General features: G+C 64.5%; 26 protein-coding genes. 12 read left to right on the forward strand and 14 right to left on the reverse strand.

Features of this window, described 5'->3' with window-relative positions; genetic code table 11:
- Positions 1-96: 96 nt before the first annotated feature.
- The gene (locus ABE493_RS16025) at positions 97-1,044 is read left to right on the forward strand and encodes a hypothetical protein (protein ID WP_346499879.1); all 948 of its coding nucleotides are present in this window, start codon (positions 97-99) and stop codon (positions 1,042-1,044) included.
- 151 nt (positions 1,045-1,195) lie between these two features.
- Positions 1,196-1,744, forward strand: coding sequence for a hypothetical protein (locus ABE493_RS16030; protein ID WP_346499880.1), 549 nt, complete (start codon positions 1,196-1,198; stop codon positions 1,742-1,744).
- Positions 1,745-1,794: 50 nt separating this feature from the next.
- Here ABE493_RS16030 and ABE493_RS16035 read toward each other — a convergent pair whose 3' ends face one another.
- The 4 genes from ABE493_RS16035 to ABE493_RS16050 form a co-directional block, all read right to left on the reverse strand.
- The gene (locus ABE493_RS16035) at positions 1,795-2,232 is read right to left on the reverse strand and encodes a hypothetical protein (RefSeq protein ID WP_346499881.1); all 438 of its coding nucleotides are present in this window, start codon (positions 2,230-2,232) and stop codon (positions 1,795-1,797) included.
- A 43-nt stretch (positions 2,233-2,275) separates the two neighbouring features.
- Positions 2,276-3,538 (reverse strand): heme biosynthesis protein HemY, encoded by a 1,263-nt coding sequence (locus tag ABE493_RS16040; RefSeq protein ID WP_346499882.1) that lies wholly within the window; start codon positions 3,536-3,538, stop codon positions 2,276-2,278.
- On the reverse strand, positions 3,535-4,512 hold the full coding sequence (locus ABE493_RS16045) for a uroporphyrinogen-III C-methyltransferase (RefSeq protein ID WP_346499883.1): 978 nt from the start codon (positions 4,510-4,512) through the stop codon (positions 3,535-3,537). The genes ABE493_RS16040 and ABE493_RS16045 overlap by 4 nt, the downstream gene beginning before the upstream one ends.
- A gap of 114 nt (positions 4,513-4,626) precedes the next feature.
- Positions 4,627-5,409 (reverse strand): uroporphyrinogen-III synthase, encoded by a 783-nt coding sequence (locus tag ABE493_RS16050; RefSeq protein ID WP_346499884.1) that lies wholly within the window; start codon positions 5,407-5,409, stop codon positions 4,627-4,629.
- Between the two features lie 43 nt (positions 5,410-5,452).
- Here ABE493_RS16050 and ABE493_RS16055 point away from each other — a divergent pair, with 43 nt between their 5' ends.
- From ABE493_RS16055 to ABE493_RS16075, 5 genes are all read left to right on the forward strand, one after another.
- Positions 5,453-5,911: a YiiD C-terminal domain-containing protein gene (locus ABE493_RS16055; RefSeq protein WP_346499885.1), complete on the forward strand. Its 459-nt coding sequence runs from the start codon at positions 5,453-5,455 to the stop codon at positions 5,909-5,911.
- A 25-nt stretch (positions 5,912-5,936) separates the two neighbouring features.
- Complete coding sequence (locus ABE493_RS16060; RefSeq protein WP_346499886.1) at positions 5,937-6,365, forward strand: hypothetical protein; 429 nt, start codon at positions 5,937-5,939, stop codon at positions 6,363-6,365.
- Between the two features lie 64 nt (positions 6,366-6,429).
- Positions 6,430-6,867, forward strand: coding sequence for a rhodanese-like domain-containing protein (locus ABE493_RS16065; RefSeq protein WP_346499887.1), 438 nt, complete (start codon positions 6,430-6,432; stop codon positions 6,865-6,867).
- 104 nt (positions 6,868-6,971) lie between these two features.
- The gene (gene secB, locus ABE493_RS16070) at positions 6,972-7,487 is read left to right on the forward strand and encodes a protein-export chaperone SecB (protein WP_057629187.1); all 516 of its coding nucleotides are present in this window, start codon (positions 6,972-6,974) and stop codon (positions 7,485-7,487) included.
- 19 nt (positions 7,488-7,506) lie between these two features.
- The gene (locus ABE493_RS16075; RefSeq protein ID WP_346499888.1) at positions 7,507-8,535 is read left to right on the forward strand and encodes an NAD(P)H-dependent glycerol-3-phosphate dehydrogenase; all 1,029 of its coding nucleotides are present in this window, start codon (positions 7,507-7,509) and stop codon (positions 8,533-8,535) included.
- Positions 8,536-9,200: 665 nt separating this feature from the next.
- Here ABE493_RS16075 and ABE493_RS16080 read toward each other — a convergent pair.
- The 3 genes from ABE493_RS16080 to ABE493_RS16090 form a co-directional block, all read right to left on the reverse strand.
- Positions 9,201-9,773, reverse strand: coding sequence for an Ax21 family protein (locus tag ABE493_RS16080; protein ID WP_346499889.1), 573 nt, complete (start codon positions 9,771-9,773; stop codon positions 9,201-9,203).
- A gap of 354 nt (positions 9,774-10,127) precedes the next feature.
- Positions 10,128-10,433 carry a hypothetical protein gene (locus tag ABE493_RS16085; RefSeq protein WP_346499890.1) on the reverse strand — a complete coding sequence of 102 codons (306 nt, stop codon included), beginning with the start codon at positions 10,431-10,433 and terminating at the stop codon, positions 10,128-10,130.
- A 42-nt stretch (positions 10,434-10,475) separates the two neighbouring features.
- Positions 10,476-11,177, reverse strand: coding sequence for a PLP-dependent aminotransferase family protein (locus ABE493_RS16090; RefSeq protein ID WP_346499891.1), 702 nt, complete (start codon positions 11,175-11,177; stop codon positions 10,476-10,478).
- A 57-nt stretch (positions 11,178-11,234) separates the two neighbouring features.
- Between ABE493_RS16090 and ABE493_RS16095 the strand changes: the two genes are divergently transcribed.
- From ABE493_RS16095 to ABE493_RS16110, 4 genes are all read left to right on the forward strand, one after another.
- Positions 11,235-12,158 (forward strand): Ku protein, encoded by a 924-nt coding sequence (locus ABE493_RS16095; protein WP_346499892.1) that lies wholly within the window; start codon positions 11,235-11,237, stop codon positions 12,156-12,158.
- Positions 12,159-12,208: 50 nt separating this feature from the next.
- Positions 12,209-12,808, forward strand: coding sequence for a GIY-YIG nuclease family protein (locus ABE493_RS16100; protein ID WP_346499893.1), 600 nt, complete (start codon positions 12,209-12,211; stop codon positions 12,806-12,808).
- Between the two features lie 242 nt (positions 12,809-13,050).
- Positions 13,051-13,197 carry a hypothetical protein gene (locus ABE493_RS16105; RefSeq protein WP_346499894.1) on the forward strand — a complete coding sequence of 49 codons (147 nt, stop codon included), beginning with the start codon at positions 13,051-13,053 and terminating at the stop codon, positions 13,195-13,197.
- The gene (locus ABE493_RS16110) at positions 13,194-13,379 is read left to right on the forward strand and encodes a hypothetical protein (protein WP_346499895.1); all 186 of its coding nucleotides are present in this window, start codon (positions 13,194-13,196) and stop codon (positions 13,377-13,379) included. Before ABE493_RS16105 ends, ABE493_RS16110 begins: the two co-directional genes overlap by 4 nt.
- Positions 13,380-13,438: 59 nt before the next feature.
- Here ABE493_RS16110 and ABE493_RS16115 read toward each other — a convergent pair whose 3' ends face one another.
- The 7 genes from ABE493_RS16115 to ABE493_RS16145 all read right to left on the reverse strand — a co-directional run bounded on the left by ABE493_RS16115 (position 13,439) and on the right by ABE493_RS16145 (position 20,316).
- On the reverse strand, positions 13,439-13,786 hold the full coding sequence (locus tag ABE493_RS16115) for a BON domain-containing protein (RefSeq protein WP_346499896.1): 348 nt from the start codon (positions 13,784-13,786) through the stop codon (positions 13,439-13,441).
- A 190-nt stretch (positions 13,787-13,976) separates the two neighbouring features.
- Positions 13,977-14,228 carry a hypothetical protein gene (locus tag ABE493_RS16120; RefSeq protein WP_346499897.1) on the reverse strand — a complete coding sequence of 84 codons (252 nt, stop codon included), beginning with the start codon at positions 14,226-14,228 and terminating at the stop codon, positions 13,977-13,979.
- 499 nt (positions 14,229-14,727) lie between these two features.
- Positions 14,728-16,647 carry a CocE/NonD family hydrolase gene (locus ABE493_RS16125; RefSeq protein ID WP_430980800.1) on the reverse strand — a complete coding sequence of 640 codons (1,920 nt, stop codon included), beginning with the start codon at positions 16,645-16,647 and terminating at the stop codon, positions 14,728-14,730.
- Positions 16,648-16,905: 258 nt separating this feature from the next.
- Positions 16,906-17,748 (reverse strand): hypothetical protein, encoded by an 843-nt coding sequence (locus tag ABE493_RS16130; protein WP_346499898.1) that lies wholly within the window; start codon positions 17,746-17,748, stop codon positions 16,906-16,908.
- Positions 17,745-18,242, reverse strand: a complete 498-nt coding sequence (locus tag ABE493_RS16135) for a 3-isopropylmalate dehydratase (protein ID WP_346499899.1) — start codon at positions 18,240-18,242, stop codon at positions 17,745-17,747. The genes ABE493_RS16130 and ABE493_RS16135 overlap by 4 nt, the downstream gene beginning before the upstream one ends.
- Complete coding sequence (locus ABE493_RS16140; RefSeq protein WP_346499900.1) at positions 18,239-19,522, reverse strand: 3-isopropylmalate dehydratase large subunit; 1,284 nt, start codon at positions 19,520-19,522, stop codon at positions 18,239-18,241. The genes ABE493_RS16135 and ABE493_RS16140 overlap by 4 nt, the downstream gene beginning before the upstream one ends.
- Positions 19,519-20,316: a GntR family transcriptional regulator gene (locus ABE493_RS16145; protein ID WP_346499901.1), complete on the reverse strand. Its 798-nt coding sequence runs from the start codon at positions 20,314-20,316 to the stop codon at positions 19,519-19,521. The genes ABE493_RS16140 and ABE493_RS16145 overlap by 4 nt, the downstream gene beginning before the upstream one ends.
- 176 nt (positions 20,317-20,492) lie before the next feature.
- Between ABE493_RS16145 and ABE493_RS16150 the strand changes: the two genes are divergently transcribed.
- Positions 20,493-21,785: an MFS transporter gene (locus tag ABE493_RS16150; protein ID WP_346499902.1), complete on the forward strand. Its 1,293-nt coding sequence runs from the start codon at positions 20,493-20,495 to the stop codon at positions 21,783-21,785.
- Positions 21,786-21,946 lie beyond the last annotated feature (161 nt).

Consider the following 21,946-nt stretch of genomic DNA (forward strand, 5'->3'; position numbering starts at 1 on the left):
GGATTGTCCTGCCGACCATGGGTCGGCACTACATGGGATTGTCCTGCCGACCATGGGTCGGCAATAGGTTTGCTCACCAAGGGATGGGGGTATGGCATGAAGCGCATCGCGATCGGTTTGGCTGTGTTGTTGTCGGCGGTAGCGGCGCCGGCCGCTGCGATGACCTTCATGAAGGTGGAGCATGTCTGCCCGATTGGCGGCGAGCGCTTCAGCGCGCAGGAAATGGGTTCGGGCACGGCGTTCGGGCATTTCCTCGACGGCCGCCTGCATGGCGCCATCCAATCGCCGTGGCCGCTGGTGTCGTGCCCGGGCAATGGCTTTGTGATCTACAAGGACGACTTCAGCGCTGATGAGATCAAGCGCCTGGGCGCGGTGGTCGCAAGCGATCACTACCAGCGCATGCGCGGCACCGAGACCAGCTACTGGCTGCTGGCGCACTTGTTTGAAGCCGTTGATGCGCCGGCACGCGACCGCGCCGGTGTGCTGCAGAGTGCAACCTGGCAGGCGTCGCCCGAGCAGTACCCGCGCTACGTGCAGGCTGCGTCGGCAGCCGTTGCCCAGCAATGCCCGGATGCGCGCGCTGCGGCCGAGCGCGATGCGCCCTGGTTGTATTGCCAGATGCTGCTGGGCGAATGGGAGCGCAGGTTGTCGCAGTTCGACGCCGCACGCGCCCGCTTTGAGCGCCTGCAGCCGCTACCGGAGCAGTTGGTAGTCGGGCCGGACAGTGAATCTACCCGTCGGCAGTACGCCGCCGAAATTGCACAGCAGCTGCAGCTGATCGCCGCCAACAATGCGATGAGCGCCATGGCGGTGGATGCCAATGCGCCGCTGGAAAACGAGGCCGCGAAAGGGGCGCCTGCGCTGGCTGATGAGCTGTCGGTGTCCGCCGCGCATGCAGCTGCGCAAGCCGCCGCAGACGCTGCTGTCAGTGCAGCCGATGCTGTCGCAGCGGCTGCAGATGCGGCTCATGCGGCGGGAATGGCTGCCGACGCGGCGGCCAGTGACGCTGCCGGCGAGGTCGCGCCGGAGCAGCGGCGCCGCTGAGCGCTGCCGGTGCAGGGCGGCTTGCCGATTTGCCTGTTTGCCGCTGTTCCGCCGGAAGAGCCGGCTGTCGCATACTGCGCTGCCACGCCGCCGGCGTAGGCGCGGGTCGCTCGGGAGGCGGCCTGCCGCACATTCACAGGGGATGCAATCGATGGATGAGTTCAACCCATATGCAGCGCCGGAGGCGGTACCGCCGCCGCTGACGCTCGGCAAGTCGGAGGAGGCCACCTGCTGGCGCGATGGTGATCAGTTGCTGGCACTGCCGCATAGCGATCTGCCACGTTACTGCGTCAAGTGTGGGCGGCCGGCGCTGGAATACCGCAAGCGCAGTTTCTATTGGCATTCGCCCTGGTTGTACCTGCTCATCCTGCTGCACTTCCTGGTCTATCTGATTGCGGCATTGGCGGTGCGCAAGCAGGCGGTGCATCACGTCGGGCTGTGTTCCGAACACCGCAAGCGACGGCTGAATTTCATCATGATGGCCTGGTCATCGCTGGTGCCCTTGTTCGGCTGCTTCCTGTTCGACAGCGGCGCGGTGATCGGCCTGGGCATTCTGGCGTTTCTGGTGATGCTGCTATGGGGCTTGATAGGAATGCAGATACTCAAGCCGAAAAAGATCGATGTGGAGCTGGCGGTGTATCGCGGCGTATCCACTGCATTTCTGGCACGTCTGCCGCGCTATCCGTACCGCCGCGACTAACTGACGGCAGCGATCACGCCGGCCTGCACAAGCGTGCCGGCGTGGATCGGTCAGCCCTCGCTGGGCGGCGGTGAGTGGTCCAGCAGGAACTGGCTGATGGCCTGGCGCAGCGGCAGATCGTCGGTGGTACGCGCAAATGCATCCGCCTGCAGGGCATGGTCGTGGGCTGCCTGCGCTGCGTCGAGATTGGCGTAGCGTTCGGCCACTGCAAGATGGATGGAAGCGCTGTATTCGTCGGCGCCGGCTGCCACGGCCAGCGGCAGGGCACGTTGGTACAGCGCGATGGCGGCCTGGTCATCGGCGGTGAAGTCAGCCAGGGTTTCCCATAGGAAGGGATGGTCGCGACCTTCGCTGGCAACTGCCTCGCAGTAGCTGCGGAGCTCTTCGTACAAAGCCCAGCTGGAACGATTGTCGCCGGCCTGTCCTGCATTGACGATTTCTGCGGCCAGGTCAGCTACGCGTTCGTGGATATCCGGGGGTATTTTCATTGCGATTCACTACGGAGAAAGTGGGTGTCGCGCGTGCATCTGCTCAACCGGGCAAACGCGGATAGCCGTGCGCGTCGCGTTCCTCGGCCACGGCCTGATCCTGGATCTGCTGGTGCAGATCACGCCGCTCGATAGGCAGCAGCGCTTGCCCGCGACGTTGCCTTAGCGCATTGAGAAGACATTGCGCAGCCAGCGCCGTGTCCTTCTGCGCGGCAAAGACTTCGCCCAGCGCTTCCCAGGCGTCCGGCCCCGCACCTTGGGCGATGGCCCGGTGCAGGAATTCCTCGGCCTGTGACCATTGGCCTTGGCCCGCCGCCAGACGCGCCAGGCCCAGCAACAGGGCCGGGCTGGAAGGATGCGCCTGCAACCAACGCTGCGCGCTGGCACGGCGCGAATCCAGTTTCTCTACCGGCAGTTGCGTGTACAGCGTGACCAGCGCTTCGTCCCAGTGGCTGTCCAGGGTCTGTTCAATGCTGCGCAGGGCGACATCGACCCAGTTCAGTGCCACCGCACGTTGCGCATAGTGCGACACCGCCTGGGGGCTGACCCGCAGCGATTTGGGCAGTACTTCCCAGCGCGCAGCAAGCGTGTTGACGTCGGTGGCTTCGTCCAGCATCTGCAGCGCGAGCGTGGTCTCCAGTGCGGCAACGGCGCTGGGCGGCACTACCTGCTGCTGACGCAGGGCGCCAAGCTGGCCGTAGGCCTCCTCGGCGCGGCCGGCGCGCTGCAGTGCCTCGGTGCGCAGCCACAGGCCGCGCGGCGGTAGCGGCTGCAGGGCGGGCAGGTCCAGTGCATTGATCGCTTCCAGCGGCTTGTCCTGCTGCAGCCAGCGCTCGGCGCTGTGCAGGGCATGCAGGTGTGGATCGGCGTCTGCAAGTTGCTGCAGGTGTTGGCCAGCGCTGTTGTTGTCTTCGCGTGCTTCGGCCGCACGCATGGCCGCGACCAGCGCGATCGGGCGTACGGTCTTGTCGCTGGCCGCGCTCTGCAGCAGTTTTTCGGCGCGCTGCCATTGGCCGTTGTCCAGCGCCTGCAGACCATCGATCAGGCGTGCACGGCCCTGCCTGCGGCGGTGCCGGGCCCAGGCCCGGAACGGTGTGCTGAGCAGGGTCCACAGCAACCACAGCAGCAGCGCGGCAATCAGCACCGCCAAGGCCGCCTGCGGCAGGGTGGCGATGTAGTCGTGGTCACCGGCGCGGACAATCACCTCGCCCAGCGCACGGACCGACTCCTGGCCCAGCCACTGCGCGCCGAAAATGCCGATGGCCGCAACCAGCAGTACCAGCAACAGGGATCGGAAAGCCTTCATGGTGCGTCCTCGGCGGCGCGCATGCTGCGCAGCTGCTGCAGGGTGCTGCCCAGCTCGGGCAGGTTGGGGCGCAGTTCAACGCTGCGCAGCTGCTGCAGTTCGGCGCGCCGTTGCTGGCGCTGCGGCGAGTCCGGCCACAGCCGTTGCAACCAGGTACCGCAGCGATCCAACGCCTGCTGCCAGGCCTTGTCATCGGCCCGCTCCAGGGCCGCGCGGGCCAGGCTCAGTTCGATCTGCAATGAATCATTGGCGGCGATGCGCTCGGAGCGGGCGATCAGCACCTTGCCGTCGGCCGGGCGGATCTGCACCAGCGGCGACAGCAGCTGCTGCCACCACGGCTGGGCGGTATCGGCTGCCGTGGGCAGGTGTTCGGGCAGCTGCTCCAGTTGCCCGGCCCACTGGTCAAGCTGGGCGGCAGTGCGGGCGCGGACGCCGGGGCCCAGTGCGTCCAGCGCATTGCGTTCCTGGATCAAGGCCTGGCGCAGGTTGAGGTAGTCGGGGCTGTCGATGCTGTCCAGGGCGTTGGCGGCCAAGCCGTAAAGGCGGCGTGCGCCATCCAGGTCGCCGGCGAAAACCAGCCGCTGCTGGGCCTGGTTGAGCAGCAGCTCGGCTTCTTCGCGGTGCACGGCCTGCGCGCCCTGGCGCGAACTGTCGGCCAGCTGGGCAAGGTTCTGTTCCAGCAGCGCACTGCGCTGGCCCAGACCCAGCACTTCATCACGCAGTATGCGGTTGGTGGCGGCGGCGTCCTGGATGCTGCGCGCATTGGCGCGTTGATCGCGGCGTAGTGCTTCCAGCCCCTGTTGCATGGCCGCCAGCTGCTGGACGGCGTTGTCGCGGGCCAGGTTGGCCTGCTGCTGGCGGGTCTGCCAGCTGTGCCAGCCAAACCAGCCCGCCGCACCCAGCGCGGCAATGGCGATCAGTGGCAGCAGCCAGCGCAGTGGGCGGCGTGGTGGAGCGGGGGCGACATCATTCATCGGGGGGCAACATCCTTGGCGGGCATGGCCACGACACAAGGGTGACCACGCAATTGGTGCTGGCAAAGCATCGCCCGCGCGCTGCAGCCCTGCAAGTCGCCTTTAGTTGCGCACTCAGCCGGCGGCCGGGAACAGCGCGGCGTGGGCGGCGCTGGCCAGCTGCCCGGGCAAGGGCCCCGCGGCAAGGTGCAGCTGGCTGAAACCAAGTTCGGCGGCCAGCTCGGCCAGCCGTTCACTGGCCGCAACCACCGGCGCCTGCTGCCACTGTTCCAGCAACGCCGGCGGCAGATGCGGCAGCACGGTCTGCAGTGCTTCGCCGCTGCTCAGCGCCAGCACATAGGGCGGGGGCAGGGCGAGCAGACGGGCAATGGTGGCCTTGCTGACCGGCAATGTCAGCCGCTCGTAGACATCGATGCGCTGCAAGGTGGCGCCGCGCGCGCTGATCTGTGCGGCAATCACGCCGCGGCCACCGGGCGCGGTGACCAGGGCCACCCGCAGGCCCTGCAGCTGCTGCATGGCCGGCAGCGCCAGCAGACCTTCACTGTCCATCCGGCTGGGGGCATGCACCTTGGCGACGCCATGCCGGCGCAATGCGCGCGCGGTGCCCTCACCGACGGCCACCACGCTGCCTGCACGCAGCTCGCCCAAGGGCAGCAAGCGCGCTGCAGCTTCCGCGGCAGCCGGGCTGGTGAACACCACGCGGTCGCAGTCGCGGGCGGTGGCCATCTGGCTGCGGCTTGCCTCATCGGTACGCATCTGCAGCCGCCATGGTGACAACGCCACCGTACGTGCACCCAAACGCGCTGCCGCGCTGCGCAGGGTGTCGTGTTGCCCTTGCGGACGCATCGATATGAGATGCCAGACCGTGTCGGCTGGCACATAGGCGGGGCGGTTCATTCCATGCATTATGCGGGCGCTTTCCGTTTTTTCGTTGTCTTCCATGTCCGAACATATTGATGAATCCGTGTTGCTGGCAGAACTCCAGCGCACGCTTGCGGCAATGCCTCCGGTTGCAGCGATGGGTATCCGCATCGCCAGCTATGACAATGGTGTGCTGCGCATGCAGGCGCCGTTGGATGCCAACGTCAACGACAAGGGCAATGCCTTTGGCGGCAGCCTGGCCTCGGTAATGACCTTGTCCGGCTGGGCACTGGTCAGCATGCGTCTGGCCTTGGCCGGCAAGCAGGCCGAGGTGTACGTGGCCGACAGCAATATCCGCTACCGCGCGCCGGTCTATGGCGATCTGCTGGCAACCGCCCGGCTGGCGCCGGAGCAGGACTGGGACGACTTCCTGAGCCTGTTCGTCAAGCGCGGCCGGGCCCGGATAACCGTGCGGGCGGCGATCGAAGGCGGCGCGGCCGAGTTCGAAGGACGCTTCGTGGCGCTGAGCAAGGGCTAAGATCAGCCATCATCGAGGGGGCCGCATGTACCGACATCTGTTGAAGACCGTTGCTGTTGCGTTGTTGCTGGTGGCCAACGTAGCCCAGGCCGAAGGGCCGAGCCGGGCCCAGCGCAGCAAGCTGGTGCCTATCCAGGATGCCTATGTGGCGGCGGTGCGCTGGGGCGATTTCGACAAGGCTGAAGGCTTCATCGACCCCCAATACCTGCAGCAGCACCCGCTGAGCGACCTTCAGCGCGAGCGTTACCGGCAGATCCAGGTGTCCAGCTACCGCGAGCGTTCGGCCGGCGTGGGTGCCGATGGCAGCATCGAGCGGCGGGTGGAAATGGGCGTCATCAACCGTAATACCCAGGCCGAGCGCCTGGTCATGGTGAACGAGCGCTGGCGCTGGGATGCGGACAACAAACGCTGGTGGCAGGCGGCCGGTTTGCCGGATCTGTGGCAGGGCCAATGAGTCATTGGCTGGGCTTTCACCGGCTGTGCGACAATCCCTGCCCGCTTATCGACCCGTGACCTGAGTGAATTACGAAGAGTTGCTGGCCTTCGCCGGCCGAAATCCGATGCTGTCGCTGGCCCTGGTCGGCCTGACGGTGGCCATCATTGCCACCGAGATCGCGCGCCTGTTCCGCGGCTATAAATCGCTCAAGCCGTCCGAATTGACCCATATGATCAATGCCGGTGGAGCGACCGTGATCGATCTGTCGGCAGCGGCCGACTTCGAGAAGGGCCATATTGCCGGTAGCCGCAATGTGCAGCCGGCGCAGTTGACCCCCGCGCACAAGCTGCTGGCCAATGCCAAGCAGAGTCCGGTGGTGCTGCTGTGCCGTACCGGCAATGCCTCGGCAACGGCCGCCAAAACCCTTAAAAAAGCCGGTTACGAGCAGGTCTATGTGCTCGACGGTGGCCTGCCGGCTTGGCAGGCGGCAGACCTGCTGCTGGTCAAGGGCCGTAACTGAGTCAGCAAATTTTCAGTAAGGGCTTGTGTCGGTGGCCAACCGCCCCCATCGCTGGTCTTGTACTAATCCCATTCAATGAACAATTTGTTCTGGAGTCTTGAGCAATGTCCGAAGAGAACACCAACGGCGTAGTCCCGGCCGACGAATCCGCCACCGGCCCGGCTTTCACCATCGAGAAGATCTACGTCAAGGACGTCTCTTTCGAATCGCCGAACTCGCCGACCATCTTCAACGAGAACGTGCAGCCGGACCTGCAGCTGAACCTGAACCAGAAGGTGCAGCGCCTGTCGGATACCGCTTTTGAAGTGGTGCTGGGCGTGACCCTGACCTGCAAGGCCGGCGACAAGACCGCCTATGTGGCCGAAGTGGAGCAGGCTGGCGTGTTCGGCCTGATCGGCCTGGAGCCGCAGGCAATCGACGTGCTGCTCGGCACCCAGTGCCCGAACATCCTGTTCCCGTATGTGCGTTCGATGGTGTCGGACCTGATCCAGGCTGGCGGCTTCCCGCCGTTCTACCTGCAGCCGATCAACTTCGAAGGCCTGTACGCCGAAACCCTGCGTCAGCGTCAGCAGCAGGGCGAGCCGTCGCTGGCCGACTCCGAGCCGGCTGGCAACGCCTGATCGGCGTCTGCGTTCAAGCATGAGTACGAACGACGTGGAAAAGATCGCCGTTCTCGGCGCGGGCTCCTGGGGCACCGCGCTGGCCACGCTGTTGGCCCGGCACGGTCATACGACCGTGCTGTGGGGGCGTGATGCAGCGGTAATCGAAGCGATTGATCAGCGTCATGAGAATCCCCGGTATCTGCCGGGGATTCCCTTGCCAGAATCTTTGCGTGCCAGCACCGACCTGGCGGCCACCGTTGCCGGTGCCGACTGGATCCTGGTGGTGGTGCCGTCCCATGCCTTTGCCGAAACCGTGCGCGCGCTGGCGCCGCTGCGGCCGGCGGGTGCGGGCGTGGCCTGGGCGACCAAGGGCTTCGAGCCCGGCTCGGGGCGTTTCCTGCATGAAGTAGCGCGCGAAGTGCTGGGCCCGGACGTGCCGTTGGCCGTCGTCACCGGCCCGTCCTTCGCCAAGGAAGTCACCCTGGGCCTGCCCACCGCCATCACCGTGCACGGCGATGACGAGGCGTTCGCCCAGCAGGTGGCCGATGCCATGCACGGCCCGGCATTCCGCGCCTATACCGGCGACGATATGGTCGGTGCCGAGCTGGGCGGGGCAATGAAGAACGTGCTGGCGGTGGCGACCGGCGTGGCCGATGGCATGCAGCTGGGCCTGAACGCCCGTGCTGGCCTGATCACCCGTGGTCTCAACGAAATGCTGCGCTTGGCGGCCGCCATTGGCGGCAAACCAGAAACGCTGATGGGCCTGGCTGGCCTGGGCGATCTGGTGCTGACCAGTACTGGCGACCTGTCGCGCAATCGCCGCCTGGGTCTGGCGCTCGGCCGTGGCCAGAGCCTGCCCGATGCGGTGAAGGAAATCGGCCAGGTGGTGGAATCGGTGCAGACCGCCGATGAAGTCATGCGCCAGGCCGACCGTCACGGCATCGATTTGCCGATCTCCAAGGCGGTGCAGTCGGTGTTGCACGGCGAACTGAGCCCGTCCGAAGGCCTGCAGCAGCTGCTGGCCCGTGAACAGAAGCCGGAATACCCGGATACGCTGTTCAAGTAAGGATGAGCGAAGATTAAAAAAAAGCCCGGCAATGCCGGGCTTTTTCTTTGCGTGACCGTTTCACGTGGCGGTGGCGTCCCAACGCTCCAGCCGGTAGTGCCGAGCCATGCTCGGCAGGGGCGTCACCCGTATAGCAGTCTGCGGTTCCGATTTTTTTGTGGGAGCGGCGTAAGCCGCGAAGCAGCTGCATCATCAGCTGGCGTGGGTGTCGATGACGTCTGCATCGTCAGCTTCGCGGCTTACGCCGCTCCTACAAAGGAATTTCGCGGCTGCGGGGTTGTTGGTGAAGCCTCTGCCGAGCATGGCTCGGCACTACCAAAGCAAGCAGGAGCGTAGCCCGGGTAAGCGCAGCGCACCCGGGAGGTGCCGGGCATCTGGTTCTTTGTGGGAGCGGCGTAAGCCGCGAGGCAGGTGCACCATCAGCTGTGGTGACTGCCGATGGCGTCTGCATCGTCAGCTTCGCGGCTTACGCCGCTCCCACAAGACTTCGCGGCTGCGGCGTTGTGGGTGAAGCCCCTGCCGAGCATGGCTCGGCACTACCAAAGCAAGCAGCGCCGAGCGCAAAAAAAAGAAGCCCGGTCGGGGGAGGACCGGGCTTCCAGCGGCGCGTGGGAGAGAGGTCACGCGCCGGTACAACACCACTATGTCGCTTGTTGCTTTGTCGCTTACCAGGTGAAGCGCGGGCCGACGAACCATTCCTTGTCGCCAGCCTTGGCCAGCTTCACTTCGCCGGTCAGGCCCCAGTTCGGGGTGAACTTGGCGGTGGCGCCAACGCGGCCGTAGAACTCGCCGTCCGGGTCATAGCCACGCTTCTTGCTGTAATTCTCGTAACCGGCCAGGGCATAGCCCTCGAAGTTCTGGGTGAAGGCGGTACGCACGCCGACTTCAGCGCTATAGCCGCTGAACTTCGGGCCGTACTCGAGATCCAGCTTCTGGTAGGCCGCACGGGCAAGCAGGTCGGTGTTCGGGGCCACGGTGTAGTTGTAACCAACACCCAGGCGCCACTGGTCGACATCGTCCTTGAACTTGTCGGTTTCCTGCGCGCTGTACTCGCCGAACACATGGAAGTTCGGATGTACCGCAACCGAGCCCTTCACTGCCCAACCATCGGCGTCTCCGCCCTTGGCATCGGTATTCACGTAGCCGCCTTCAACATAGTTGTAGGACAGGCCATCGGCAGCCGAAGCGGCGAACGGGAGGGCGGCCAGCAGGCCCAAAGCGATCAAAGAAGTCTTCATTTCGGCATTACCTCGTTATTGGTCTTGATCGGTACGGCCCGAATCTGTGGCCGTTCGATAGTTGTGAATTATCCGTTAGCCGACGGAATCCACCCTGAATACCAAACTGACCAGTACATAAATTAAGGTGAAGAAAGGGGAACTTTGGCCGCTGTCTGCCAGCGGCAACGCTGTATGCGAAAACCTGGGTGCGGTCCTTGGCATCGATGGGGGCTGCATTGGTTCCAGCTGATTGCTGCACAACGCACAACGCCGAGCGGGTTGCTGGTGCGATGGGTGCCCGCTACCGGCTGGTGAATAGCGCCAAATCCGCCGCTTTCCATCGCGCGGCTCTGCAGGCCCAGGCGTGCCCGTTCACGCCTTGCAGCGAATCGCGCGTCGCCGGCCGCGATGGTGGTTCGGTTGGGCGCCAACTAGCGCGCCAGCGCTGCTGCAAACGCCCGCAAGTACGTAGCAACTTTTTTCAACTTTGATGCAGCCAAAGCCGAACACCAGCCCGGGTGCGGCGTCGGTGGCTTGGGACAGTTCTGCGATGCTGGCGATACCGGGAAGATGACGCCTGGCCGCAGCCAGTACCTTCTGGCTGTCGGCAGCGTCGTGCACCTGCACGGCGAGGTGCAGGCCGGCTTCCGAACGCAGCGCGAACAACCAGGCAGACAACGGCCCTCCCAATGCCGCGAGAATCAATGACCTGCGCTGCGCTTATTCCCGCTGCATGCGGCGGACGTGGCGGGCAAGATCACCCTCGCTGATGAAGGCTGCCAATGCGCTCTGCACAACATCGTTGCCGTGCAGATCGGTTGCGTGTTCTGCGGCCACCAGCGCTTCGCGTGCCCAGCCCGGGGCGATGATGCAACCCAGGCGCAGCGATGGAAACATGCTTTTGGAGAACGTGCCGACGTAGAACACGCGGCCCTGGACATCCTGCGTCTTCAATGCATCCAGCGGACGCACGCCATAGCGGAATTCACCGTCATAGTCGTCCTCGATGATCAGCGCGTTGCTGCGCTGCGCATGGTCCAGCAGCGCCCCGCGCTGCGAGGGTGAGAGCGCCACGCCGCACGGCGATTGGTGGGATGGCGTCACACAGACAATGCCTGCATCCGCTGGAATCTGCTCGACGCACAGGCCTTGCGCATACACCGGCACGTGCAGCAGCTCCGCGCCTGCGGCTGCAAAGGCGTTGATGGTGGCGGGATAGCCCGGCCATTCACCGGCAACCTTGCTTGCCCCGCCGTCGACCAGCACCTGCGCCAGCAGCGCGAAGGCCTGCGTCGCTCCCGAGGTCACAATCACCTCATCGGCGCTGCAGGAAATGGCGCGTGCAAACGACACATGCCGGGCAATGGCCTCGCGCAACGCGGTAATCCACCGTTGGGTGAATGCGCCTTGGGCTTTCTTCACGCCGGTTTTCGCAGCGGGCTGTGAGCGTTGCCTCATTCCCAGGCAAGGTTGAAAACCATGGCACGTCCCATCTGGAGTGGCACCCTTTCCTTCGGCCTGTTGAACGTGCCGGTGTCGTTGATGAGTGGCGAGCGCAAGGTGGACATCAGTTTCCGCATGCTCGACTCGCGTGACAAGAAGCCGATCCGCTTCGAACGGGTCAATGCCGAGACCGGTGAAGAGGTGCCGTGGAAGGACATCATCAAGGCCTTCGAGTACGACAAAGGCAGCTATGTGGTGGTCGAGAAGGAGGACATCGCCTCGGCTGCGCCGCAGACCCATGAGTCCATCGATGTCGAGGCCTTCGTTGACCGCGAAGCGATTGGCCTGCGCTTCTATGAGAAGCCCTACGTGCTGGTGCCGGGCAAGAAAGCCGAAAAAGGTTATGTGCTGCTGCGCGAAACGCTGAAGAAGACCGGCAAGGTCGGCGTGGCGCGGGTTGTCATCCGTACCCGCGAATACCTGTGCGCCGTCGCAGCCGAAGACGATGCGCTGGTGCTGTTGATGCTGCGTTACCCGCAGGAACTGGTGGAACCGACCGAGTACAAGCTGCCGGGCGGCAAGGCATCGGACTACCGCATCACCGCTCGGGAGAGCGAGATGGCCGCCAATCTGATTGAATCGATGGCCACGAGTTGGCAGCCGGAAAGCTACGAGGACGAGTTCCGCAAGCGGCTGCAGGCCATCATCCGCAAACGTCTGAAGGCCAAGGGCGCCACCACTCGGATCATCGACGAGCAGGTGCCCGAGCATGAAGACACCACCACCAATGTGGTCGACTTCATGTCGCTGCTGCAGAAGAGCCTGGACGAGAACAAGCGCACCCCTGCACGCAAATCCGCGCCGGCAAAGAAGGCCAAGGTGGCCAAGAAAGCGGCAAAAGCGCCCGCTGGCAAGAGCGCCAAGAGCGCCAAGACCGCGCGCAGGGTGGCGACGCGTTAGCGATGGTCGGCGCGCGGCGGATCGTACCGGTGGGGAATGTCGGCAGACGCATGCGCGGGCATACGTTTCTGTATGTCCTGCCGTGCGTCGGCGAAGACTACGCAAAGCTCGGCATCGCCACCGATCCGATGAGCCGGCTGCAGGCATTTTCGCCGCGCTACTACGCGTTGTTCGATCTTCAGCAGGGCTGGCTGGTGGAGGCCGAAACCGAGCAGGAAGCGCGGGGCTGGGAAACGCACTGGAAGCGCCAGCTGCGTGCGCATGCCGCGCCAGCGCCATTGACGGTTCCGTTGCGTGCCGGTGGCCACACCGAATGGCTGCGGGGCGCGCTGACGGAGCTCGGCAGCCTGCGCGATGCACTTGAGCTGCAGGGGTTCACGGTGCACCCGTCACTGCAGTCGTGGGTGCGCGCGCGGCTTTTGCAACAGCGTGACTTGTTGGCCAGCGCGGAACAGGCCGCAGTGAGAAGTTTTGGTGAACCGGCGCAATGGCCGGCGGCGATTGCCCACCCCGGGCTGCTGCGCCTGCGCGACGGCTTGGATGCCTACCTTGCTCTGCAGCTGCCCATCGAGGACCTGCTTTCCGCCGAACTGTGCACCTGGCATGCACGCAACAGCCTGTTACTGACATTTGCCGGCGACCCTTGGTGAGTCTGTCGGATCAACGCCGCACGCGCTGCGTCGACAGAATCGCCGAGCGGCCGGTGAGCGCGGGTCATGACGAACAGCAAACGATCTGCCTTGCCCACTGCCCAGGGTTGCCGACGCTGCGCTGAATGGAGTGCCGGTTCATCCAGATCAGCTACAAAAAGACGAATCGAGGACCTGCTCCTAACGCTGCTGGTGTGAGCCTGTACGTGCGGCGCTCCCGCCGCATCAGCGAGGCAATGTCGATGTCCACCCAACACGGAACACCGCAGCGCAACGACCACAGCGATCCGAACGCCCAGCAACAGCGCAACGCGCAGCAGCCGGATCAACCCGAGCAGCCAGGGCGCGAGAAGAAGGCCCCTCAGCGCGACAATGAAGAGGAAGAGTGAGCACTGCAAACGCGTGGCCCGTGCGCAGTGTTGATATCCCGGAAGGCGACATCACCGATCCGTCTCCCGTACCGATACAGGATCCACCGCCGCATCAGCCTGCTCCCGGCGCACCTGATTCGCCGCCGGACAAGAAGGCACCCGGCGACGAACCGGGCAGAAAAAAGAAGGCGGCACCGTGAGGTGCCGCCTTCTTCATTCACATCCCGTGCTGGGCGTGGCTGCAGGTCGCGTCAGCGCATCAATGATGCGCGCCTGCCACCATCAGCGCCGAGCTGTCCACGCGCGTTACGCCCTTGATGCCTTTGGCAGCGGCGATGGCACGGTCGGCTTCCACTTTGGAGGCGACGGTGCCGCTCAAGGTCACCACACCGTTGACCGTTTCCACCTTGATTTCCGTGCCCGAAACATCCTTGGTGGTCAGCAGCTCGGCCTTGACCTTGGTGGTGATCCAGGTATCGGTGCCGGGCTGTTCGGATTCATGGCCCTGCATCGCCTGGCCAGCGGCCTGCACGGTGAGCGCAGTGCCTGCGCAGCCAACGGCAATCATGCCTGCGAACAGCAGTTGCTTCATCTTGCGGGTTTCCATGGCGCATCTCCGATCGGAGCAACGATGCTCCATCTGCAGGATGCACGACCGGCGATTAAGTGGATGCCTGCATGCGGTGATGAGCAGGTGCATGAAATGCAAAGGTCGCGTAACGCGCATGCAATGCGCCATGGCCGGGTAGGTACTGATGCAATGTTGCTCTGCGCGGACCGGCGCCGCGCTGCAGGACTCAGGCGATCATCAGATCCCAGGGCAGGCTGGAATCCTTGAACTTGAAGCGATAGCCATCAAAGTCGATCTGCTTGGCGATATTGCCCTGCGCATCGACCATGGTATGGAAGCAGACGTCACTCAGGCCCATGGTTGCCACGCGGCGTCCATCGTTGCTGCCTTTGGGGACGTTCTTGGATTCAGTGGCCAGCAGCGTCACCGCGCGCAGTTGACGGCCAGGACCTTCGAGAAAGAATTGAATGTTGTGCATATGCGTGCTCCGGAATGAGATCCCCCCGGATCAGACTCATCACCTATAGCGGGGAGAGGGAAGAGGGGCAATGGCTGAATGCGCATAACCGCGAATTGGCTCTCAGTGAGTTTGTTAACTCGCATCCATGATGCGCAGCGCATGGCGCCATGCCGCGCGTATTCAACAACTACCAGGGCGCAATCGAGAGGGCGATGACCAGGGCGATGACGGCGATGCCGATCAGGATGATGCTGCGCTGGCTGAATCTTCTGCGCTTCATACACGCTCCGTGCGGTGCAAGGCGATGTTGCTAACCCCTGCTATAGCAGATGCTTTCGCAACGCCAAGCAAACGCCGCACGCCCGCGGTGGTGTGCGGTTAAGCAACGCGTCGTTTTGCGCAGGCTTCCATCACTGCGATGCAGGTGATGACGATGCGTGGAATCGCCGATGCGATGCAGCGCCAGCGTGCTTGCAGCGGGCGCGGCTGCGGCGCGAGTGCCGCAACCGCTGCAGCATCAATCAACAATGGGCAGGGTGATGTAACTGGGGTGCTCGCTGCTGTTCCAGATGCGCTGCGTCGCCTTGCGATAGTCGCCAGGTTGGGCGAAGAAGATGTTGTCCACATACTGCTGCGGATTGCGGTCGTAGAGGGGGAACAAGCTGGACTGCACCTGCACCATCAAGCGGTGACCGGGTTGCAGCGTCTGGTTCACATTGGGCAGGTCGAAGGTATACGACTGCACCGCATCGGGGGTGATCGGCTTGGGCTGGCTGAAGCTGTCGCGGTAACGTCCACGGAAGATGGTGATTGCCAGCGGCAACTGATAGCCGGCCAGCTTCGGGTTGTCGGGATACTGGTCCGGATAGACATCGATCAGCTTGACCACCCAATCGCTGTCGGTGCCGGAGGTGGACGCGCTGAGCTGCACCTGCGGCATGCCGGCGAGCTTCATCGGTTTGTCCAGCACCGGGCCGGTGTAGGTAAGCACGTCGGTGCGGCCGTCGACGAAACGCTGGTCGCGCACCAGCCAGGTGGTCCATACATCGCGGTCGCCCATGTTTACCGGGCGTGGCACGAACGGTACCGGCTTGGCCGGATCGGAAACATATTCGGCGTACTGCGCGCCGCTGCTGCTGCCGGTGAAGCCCAGCTGCGCATCGGCGTTCAAGTACAGGCGGCGTGCCGTGGCGCTGCAGTCGTGCGCACAACTCTGCGGCCAGTTGCGGTAGCTGTCCCAGCGGTTGTTGCCGGCGTCGTACACCCATACCGGTGGCGTGTTGGCTGTTGCTGCTCCGTCCTTGAGGTATTGGTCGAAGAACGGTTTGAGTACATCCCGACGCCACTGCAGCGCGGTATCGCCGTTGAAGTCCAGCGCGCCGAGTGAGCTTCCGTTGTAGTTGGCGCCGCTGTGTCGCCATGGCCCGATCACCAGGAAATTGCGGGTGTTGTCGTGGTCCTTGGGTTCCAGCGCGGCCCAGGCGGTATGCGCGCCGTAGATGTCTTCCTGATCCCACAGGCCTTGTTCCCACATCGTTGGCACGGTGATCTGCGGCAGCTTGGCCAGCAGCTTGTCCAAGGCCTGCTGCTGCCAGAACGCGTCGTAGGCCGGGTGCTCGCTGACCTTGTGCCAGGCCGGTATCTGTTCCAGCCCCTGCGCCTTGGCAAAGGCGCCGACCGAGCCGGCCTGCAGGAAGCTGCTGTAGTCATCGGCGCCGGGCATGGCCATTTTCGCGCCGGCACCGCGTGCAGTCATCTGCCCGCTGAAATAGCCGAGATTCACCTGCCGATAGGCGCCATTCTGGAACCAGTCATCGCCCATCCAGCCATCGATCATCGGGCTTTCCGGCGCGGCCACTTTCAACGCCGGGTGTGGGTCGAGCAGCGCCATCACCACGGTGAAGCCTTCGTACGACGAGCCGAGCATGCCGACCTTGCCATTGGACTCGGGCAGGTGCTTGACCAGCCAGTCGATGCTGTCCCAGGCGTCGGTGCTGTGATCGATCTTGCCGGGGTTGAGCGGCCCGCGTGGCGGCCGCGTCATCACATAGTCGCCTTCGGAACCGTACTTGCCACGCACGTCCTGGAACACGCGGATATAGCCGTCTTCCGCGAACACCGTATCGCCCTGCGCGAGCGCGTCGACCAGGCGCGTGGCGCCCGGCGTGCGGTCCACCCGGCCGGCCGCGTTGTAAGGCGTGCGGGTGAACAGGATCGGCGCGTTGTGCGCGCCCTTGGGGATCATGATGACGGTGTAGAGCTTGACCCCGTCACGCATCGGGATCATCACCTCGCGCTTGATGAAGTCACGCGCCGGTTCGGGTGCGACAAACTTCTTGCCGGTGATGTCCGGCGTCATCGGCGAGACCTGCGCCGTAGCGCTGCTTGCCATGCCGGCAGTGCAGACGACGGCGATGGCTGCTGCCAGGAGCTGGATCCGCATTGCTCGACCTCACGCGTTCGGGGTAAGCGCTGACGCTATGCCTGTGTAGCGGCGGTTACACATGGCAAAGGTCATGGGGTTAATGCAAAAGGCACCCCTCCCCAACCCTCCCCTGCGCTGCGCGCAAGGGAGGGGGCAAAGGCAGCGCCGCGAAGGTCTGAAAGTTTGCGGCGAACAGCCCCCTCCCTTGCGCGCAGCGCAGGGGAGGGTTGGGGAGGGGTGCTCTTAAAGCTCTACGCCTCAACCCCAAACTCACCCAGCAAGCAACTCCACATGCTCGCCAGCGGGCCCGCGCAGACTGCGTCGTGCGCCGACCACCGTCACTTCCCAACCAGCATCGCGTAGCGCGCCATCTGCCACCGCCGGCAAACGCAGCGCAAGACTGTATTGACCCGCATGACGGCGCGGGGCGGCAGCCGGTAGTTCCACTTGATCGATCTCGACCATGCACTGGCCCGGCATCGGCACCACGGCGACCGGGAAGCGGCCCTCCAGTGGCTTGCCATAGGCACGATTGAGCACGGTGATCTTGGTATCGAAAGCCCAGCCTTTCGCACCCAGCAACGCCGACCACGCATGTTGCGAGGCATCGCGATCAGGCGTGGTCATCACGCCGATGAAGGTGTTCGCCACGCTGGCGTCCGTCATCGGCAGATCGAACGGCGGCACCTGCGCCTTGATCTGGGTGAGATACAACAGCTCGCCGCAGGGGCCAAGCACCTGCGCGGCGCGGATGGCATCGCTCAGTTCCAGATTGGCGGCCGCGCCCAGCACCTTGAACGGTGGCTGCAGTCCCGCTGCCAGGGTGTCGATGTCGCCCACCAGCACTTCCAGTGACAGCCAGCCGTGGCGGAACATCGGTTCGGCGACGACCGCAGCGGGGTCCTCGACCACCCGCAACACGGGCTCGCCTGCGCTGTTGGTCAGCCAGGCCAGCGGCGCCCCGGCCAGATCATGCAGATCCAACGCGGCGGCATCGTCGGTGCTGAGCGTGGCTTGCTGCTGCACCTGCAGGTCCAGCTGCGCGACATAGGCATCGCAGACCTGCTGCAGGTCCGGTGCTATCAAGGTGGCGTGGATGATGCCTTGCTTCATGTGCGGCGCTCCGCGGCCAGTTTGCGTTCAAGCCACGGCATCAGGCCGCCGCCGGCGACGATTTCCATCAGCTCGGTGGGGATTTTCTCGCAGCCGAATTCGCGGCCGCTGGTGTGATTGATGATGCGTCCTTCCACCGGGCGTACTTCCAGTTCATCGCCGCGCGATGCTTCCAGATTCGCACACACCAGTGCCGGTACGCCGAGGTTGAGCGCGTTGCGATAGAAGATGCGCGCGAATGACTTGGCGATGATGGCGCCCACGCCAAGTTCGGCCAACGCCTGCACCGCCTGTTCGCGCGAGGAACCAATACCGAAGGACTCGCCGCCGACCACGATGTCGCCGCGCTGCACTTCACTGGCGAACGCCGGGTCCACCGCTTCCAGGCAATGGCTGGCGAGCACGCTCATCGGTTCACGCATATACGGGCCGGGCGCCAGCACATCGGTGTCGATGCGGTCGCCGAAGACAAAGGCCTTGCCACGGACGTTCATGCGCCTTCTCCCAGCAGTTCGCGCGGATCACAGATTTCGCCCTTCACCGCCGCCGCTGCAACACTGTACGGCGAGCCCAGATACACCTGCGCCTCGGCCGAGCCCATGCGGCCCTTGAAGTTGCGCGCGGTGGTGGACATGCACACTTCGCCGCTGCTGAGCATGCCCGCACCCATGCCGGCGCAGGCGCCACAACCGGACGGCAGCAGGATCGCACCGGCTGCGGTCAGCGTGGCCAGGGTGCCTTCGGCAGCGGCCTGTGCGGTCATCGCCACCGAGGCCGGGGCGATCAGCAGACGCGTGCCCTTGGCGATTTTGCGGCCTTTCAACACCTCGGCGGCCATGCGCAGGTCGGTGAGCTTGGCGCCGGTGCAGGCGCCGATATAAGCCTGGTCGATATGCACCTTGCCGTGCTCACCCACCGGCCGGCTGTTGGCCGGGCTGTGCGGCGCGGCCACGTGTGGTGCTATCTGCGCGGCGTCGTAACGGTAGTGATGCAGGTAATTGGCGTCGGCATCGCTGCGCCAATGCGCAAGATCGCCGTGGAAGGGCTTGCCGGCCAGTTCCAGTGCCGCAAGCGTGGTCGCGTCGGGCTCGACGATGCCGGTTTCCGCGCCCAGTTCGGCGGCCATGTTGCACAGGGTCAGACGCTCGTGCATCGGCATCGCCTGCACTGCGCTGCCGCCGTATTCGAACACTTGGCCTTCGTTGCCCATGCCGTACTGGCCGCACAGCATCAGCATCACATCCTTGGCGCTGACGCCGGCGGCGAGTGCGCCGTCCAGCTGCACGCGGGTGGTCTGCGGCACGCGCAGCCAGACTTCGCCGGTGACCAGTGCGCCGGTGATGTCGGTGGCACCCATGCCGACCATGAAGGCACCGAAGGCACCGCCGCTGGGCGAGTGCGAATCGCCGCCCACGCAGAACATGCCCGGCTGCACATGGCCGTGTTCCTGCAGCACCACGTGGCAGATGCCGAGCATGTCGTAATGGGTGACGCCCTGTGCCTGCGCCCACTTGCGGGTGAGCGCGAGGATATCCGCGCTTTCCATGTCCACCGCCGGCACGAAGTGGTCGGAAACAACCACGACCTTGTTCGGGTCCCACACCTTGGCGCCGAGTTTTTCCAGCCGCGAGGCCACCCGGCGTGGGCCGCCGGAGTCGTGCATCATCAACAGGTCGAGCTTGGCGGTGAGGATTTCACCGGCACGCACGGCCTCACGCCCGCAGGCACGGGCGAGAATTTTTTCGGCAAGCGTTGCACGCACAGTCGCACTCAAGCGGACGTCTCCGGGTTGTTGGTTTCGTAGTCCAGGCGCATCTGGTAGCGCAGCTGGTCTGGGCGGTATTGGATTTCCAGCAGATCCTGCAGGTGCTGGTTGGCATCAAAGGAGCGCCGCTCCAGCGTCATCACCGCCTGCCCGGTCGCCATCTGCAGATGCATCGCCGACAGCGCGCCCACGCGCATCGCCGACACGGTCTGCTGCACCTTGCTCACCTCGATGCCGCAGCGGCGGAACAGCTCGATGCGCGAGCCATAGGCCAGATTTTCGGCATTGAAGTCCGGGTGCCGGGTGCGGGTCCAGCTGCCGTAGTAGCCAAACGGATGGCCGTGGCGGCTGCGCACACGCACGCAGCGCACCAGCGGCTCATCGACCGCGCTGCCGAACAGTTCGCGGATGGGCTCGGGTGGCACGATGCATTCCCAGCCAAGCAGCCGCACCTGGGTATTGCCGGCCAGCGTGTCCAGCGTGTGCATCAGCTCGCCAAGCGGCGTCTTCAGCGGCATGGGGATGGTCGAGGTACGCACCTTGCCACCCACCACGCGGGTGCCACGGCCGCGCTGGCGCACCAGCAGGCCGTCATCGGCCAGCAGCTGCAGGGCCTGGCGCACCGTCACCCGCGAGATGCGCAGGCGCCGGGCCAGCTCTTCCTCGCGTGGCAGCTGTTCGCCATCGCCGATCTCGCCGCGCTCGATCAGCCCGCGCAGGAAGCACTGCAGCTGGTGATAGAGCGGGGCGTGCACGTCGCGGCGGAGGATGCCCTCCAGGGATTGGGTGGTGAACGGGTCCACGGCAGCAGGCCTGGCAGCTCGGAATAATCTTAATGATATATCTATATAACTATATTTGACCGATGCCGCAATCGGCTTCATGGGCTACATCCGGCGGCCGGTCTGTGCCATTCTTTGTCCGGACATTGTTGTAGTGGCATGCGTTCCCCGTTCACCCTTTCGCAACAGGTGTGCCGATGAAACGTTTCTACCCGTGGCTGATCTGCATCGTGGCCATGTTGATGCTGGCGATCTCCAATGGCATGACCATGACCGGGATCACGGCCTTCGACCCGTCATTGCTGGATGAATTCGGCTGGAGCCGTGGCCAGCTCAAGTTCCGTGACATGTTCAACCTGCTGCTGGCCGCGCTGATGTCGCCGTTTGTCGGCGCGCTGATCGACCGTATCGGAGTGCGCAGCCTGGCCTTGTTCGGCAGCGTGCTGCTGGCGGTGCTGTATGCGGCCTACTCGCAGGTGCATTCCATCACCCACGTCTATCTGATCCATGTCGGCTTCGCCGCGGTGGTGGTGAGCAGCGGCCTGAGCGTGGCGGTGATCATGGTCTCGCAGTGGTTCCAGACCCGCCGTGGCACGGCGCTGGGCATCGCCCTGGTCGGCAGCAGCCTGGGTGGGATGCTGGTGCCCAAGATCATCATCGCGCTGCTGCCCGAGCATGGCTGGCGCGGCAGCTTCCTGCTGATGGCGGTGATACCGGTGGCGTTGTTCGTGCTGTGCCTGGCGCTGGTGCGCTCGCCCGATGGCAAGGGCCTGCGCCGTTGGGGCGAAGGCCAGGCCAGCAACAATGCCGGCCCGGGCTGCTGCAGCAGCCTGCCGGATCTCAGCTACGGGCAGGCGCTGCGCACCCGTACCTTCTGGGCGCTGGCGGTGGTGGCGGTGACCACGTTCTGGGGAATCATGTCGCTGTCCTCGCACCTGATCCTCAACATGAAGGACCTGGGCTTCAGTGGTGAGCAGGCGGGTAACGGCATGTTCCTGCTGTTCGGCCTGGGCATGGTCGGCAAGTTCCTGTTCGGCTTTCTGGCCGACGTGACCACGTCCAAGAAGGTGTTCGTCTGCAACGTGGCGTTGATGGCGGTCGGCTCGGTGATCATCGCCCTGCAGCACCGTGACCTGCTGTGGACCGGCTTGATCGTGATGGGGCTGGGGTGGGGCGGGCTGTACGCGATCCTGCAGCTGCAGATCGTCGAGGCGTTCGGGCTGAGTGCTGCCGGCAAGATCCTCGGCACGATCTCGCTGATGGATGCCACCTCCGCAGGCCTTGGCATCTGGTTGACCGCGGTGATGTTTGACCACTTCGGCAATTACCACGTTGCGTTCACCGTGATCGCGGTGCTGGTGGCGATTGGCCTGCTGGCCTCGTTCTTCGTGCGCGATGAGCGCCGCCTGGCGTTTGCCGCTGCGGCGGGCGAGGGCGAAGGTACGCAGGCGTCGGCGCAGGATTCCGCCGTGGTGCGCGGACTGGTTTGAGTGCCTGGTCGCAGCAGCACTGCGCTCGTTGTGGGAGCGGCATAAGCCGCGAAGCTGACATTGTTGAAGTTGCTGGTAGTTGTGCAATCTGATGATGTGCCTGCTTCGCGGCTGACGCCGCTCCTACAAATGAAAAGCAGGGGTCACAAGCTGTTTGTAGG

The sequence above is a fragment of the Stenotrophomonas terrae genome (assembly GCF_039674165.1).
Taxonomy (GTDB): domain Bacteria; phylum Pseudomonadota; class Gammaproteobacteria; order Xanthomonadales; family Xanthomonadaceae; genus Stenotrophomonas; species Stenotrophomonas terrae_A.

What these genes read in the sequence shown, in the direction of transcription:
- ABE493_RS16105 (WP_346499894.1), top strand. Translation starts at nt 13,051, where the DNA reads ATGTCCACCCAACACGGAACACCGCAGCGCAACGACCACAGCGATCCG.
- ABE493_RS16080 (WP_346499889.1), bottom strand. Translation starts at nt 9,773, where the DNA reads ATGAAGACTTCTTTGATCGCTTTGGGCCTGCTGGCCGCCCTCCCGTTC.
- ABE493_RS16030 (WP_346499880.1), top strand. Translation starts at nt 1,196, where the DNA reads ATGGATGAGTTCAACCCATATGCAGCGCCGGAGGCGGTACCGCCGCCG.
- secB (WP_057629187.1), top strand. Translation starts at nt 6,972, where the DNA reads ATGTCCGAAGAGAACACCAACGGCGTAGTCCCGGCCGACGAATCCGCC.
- ABE493_RS16045 (WP_346499883.1), bottom strand. Translation starts at nt 4,512, where the DNA reads ATGAATGATGTCGCCCCCGCTCCACCACGCCGCCCACTGCGCTGGCTG.
- ABE493_RS16050 (WP_346499884.1), bottom strand. Translation starts at nt 5,409, where the DNA reads ATGAACCGCCCCGCCTATGTGCCAGCCGACACGGTCTGGCATCTCATA.
- ABE493_RS16100 (WP_346499893.1), top strand. Translation starts at nt 12,209, where the DNA reads ATGCGCGGGCATACGTTTCTGTATGTCCTGCCGTGCGTCGGCGAAGAC.
- ABE493_RS16060 (WP_346499886.1), top strand. Translation starts at nt 5,937, where the DNA reads ATGTACCGACATCTGTTGAAGACCGTTGCTGTTGCGTTGTTGCTGGTG.
- ABE493_RS16130 (WP_346499898.1), bottom strand. Translation starts at nt 17,748, where the DNA reads ATGAAGCAAGGCATCATCCACGCCACCTTGATAGCACCGGACCTGCAG.
- ABE493_RS16055 (WP_346499885.1), top strand. Translation starts at nt 5,453, where the DNA reads ATGTCCGAACATATTGATGAATCCGTGTTGCTGGCAGAACTCCAGCGC.
- ABE493_RS16095 (WP_346499892.1), top strand. Translation starts at nt 11,235, where the DNA reads ATGGCACGTCCCATCTGGAGTGGCACCCTTTCCTTCGGCCTGTTGAAC.
- ABE493_RS16135 (WP_346499899.1), bottom strand. Translation starts at nt 18,242, where the DNA reads ATGAACGTCCGTGGCAAGGCCTTTGTCTTCGGCGACCGCATCGACACC.
- ABE493_RS16075 (WP_346499888.1), top strand. Translation starts at nt 7,507, where the DNA reads ATGAGTACGAACGACGTGGAAAAGATCGCCGTTCTCGGCGCGGGCTCC.
- ABE493_RS16115 (WP_346499896.1), bottom strand. Translation starts at nt 13,786, where the DNA reads ATGGAAACCCGCAAGATGAAGCAACTGCTGTTCGCAGGCATGATTGCC.
- ABE493_RS16035 (WP_346499881.1), bottom strand. Translation starts at nt 2,232, where the DNA reads ATGAAAATACCCCCGGATATCCACGAACGCGTAGCTGACCTGGCCGCA.
- ABE493_RS16040 (WP_346499882.1), bottom strand. Translation starts at nt 3,538, where the DNA reads ATGAAGGCTTTCCGATCCCTGTTGCTGGTACTGCTGGTTGCGGCCATC.
- ABE493_RS16025 (WP_346499879.1), top strand. Translation starts at nt 97, where the DNA reads ATGAAGCGCATCGCGATCGGTTTGGCTGTGTTGTTGTCGGCGGTAGCG.
- ABE493_RS16120 (WP_346499897.1), bottom strand. Translation starts at nt 14,228, where the DNA reads ATGCACAACATTCAATTCTTTCTCGAAGGTCCTGGCCGTCAACTGCGC.
- ABE493_RS16150 (WP_346499902.1), top strand. Translation starts at nt 20,493, where the DNA reads ATGAAACGTTTCTACCCGTGGCTGATCTGCATCGTGGCCATGTTGATG.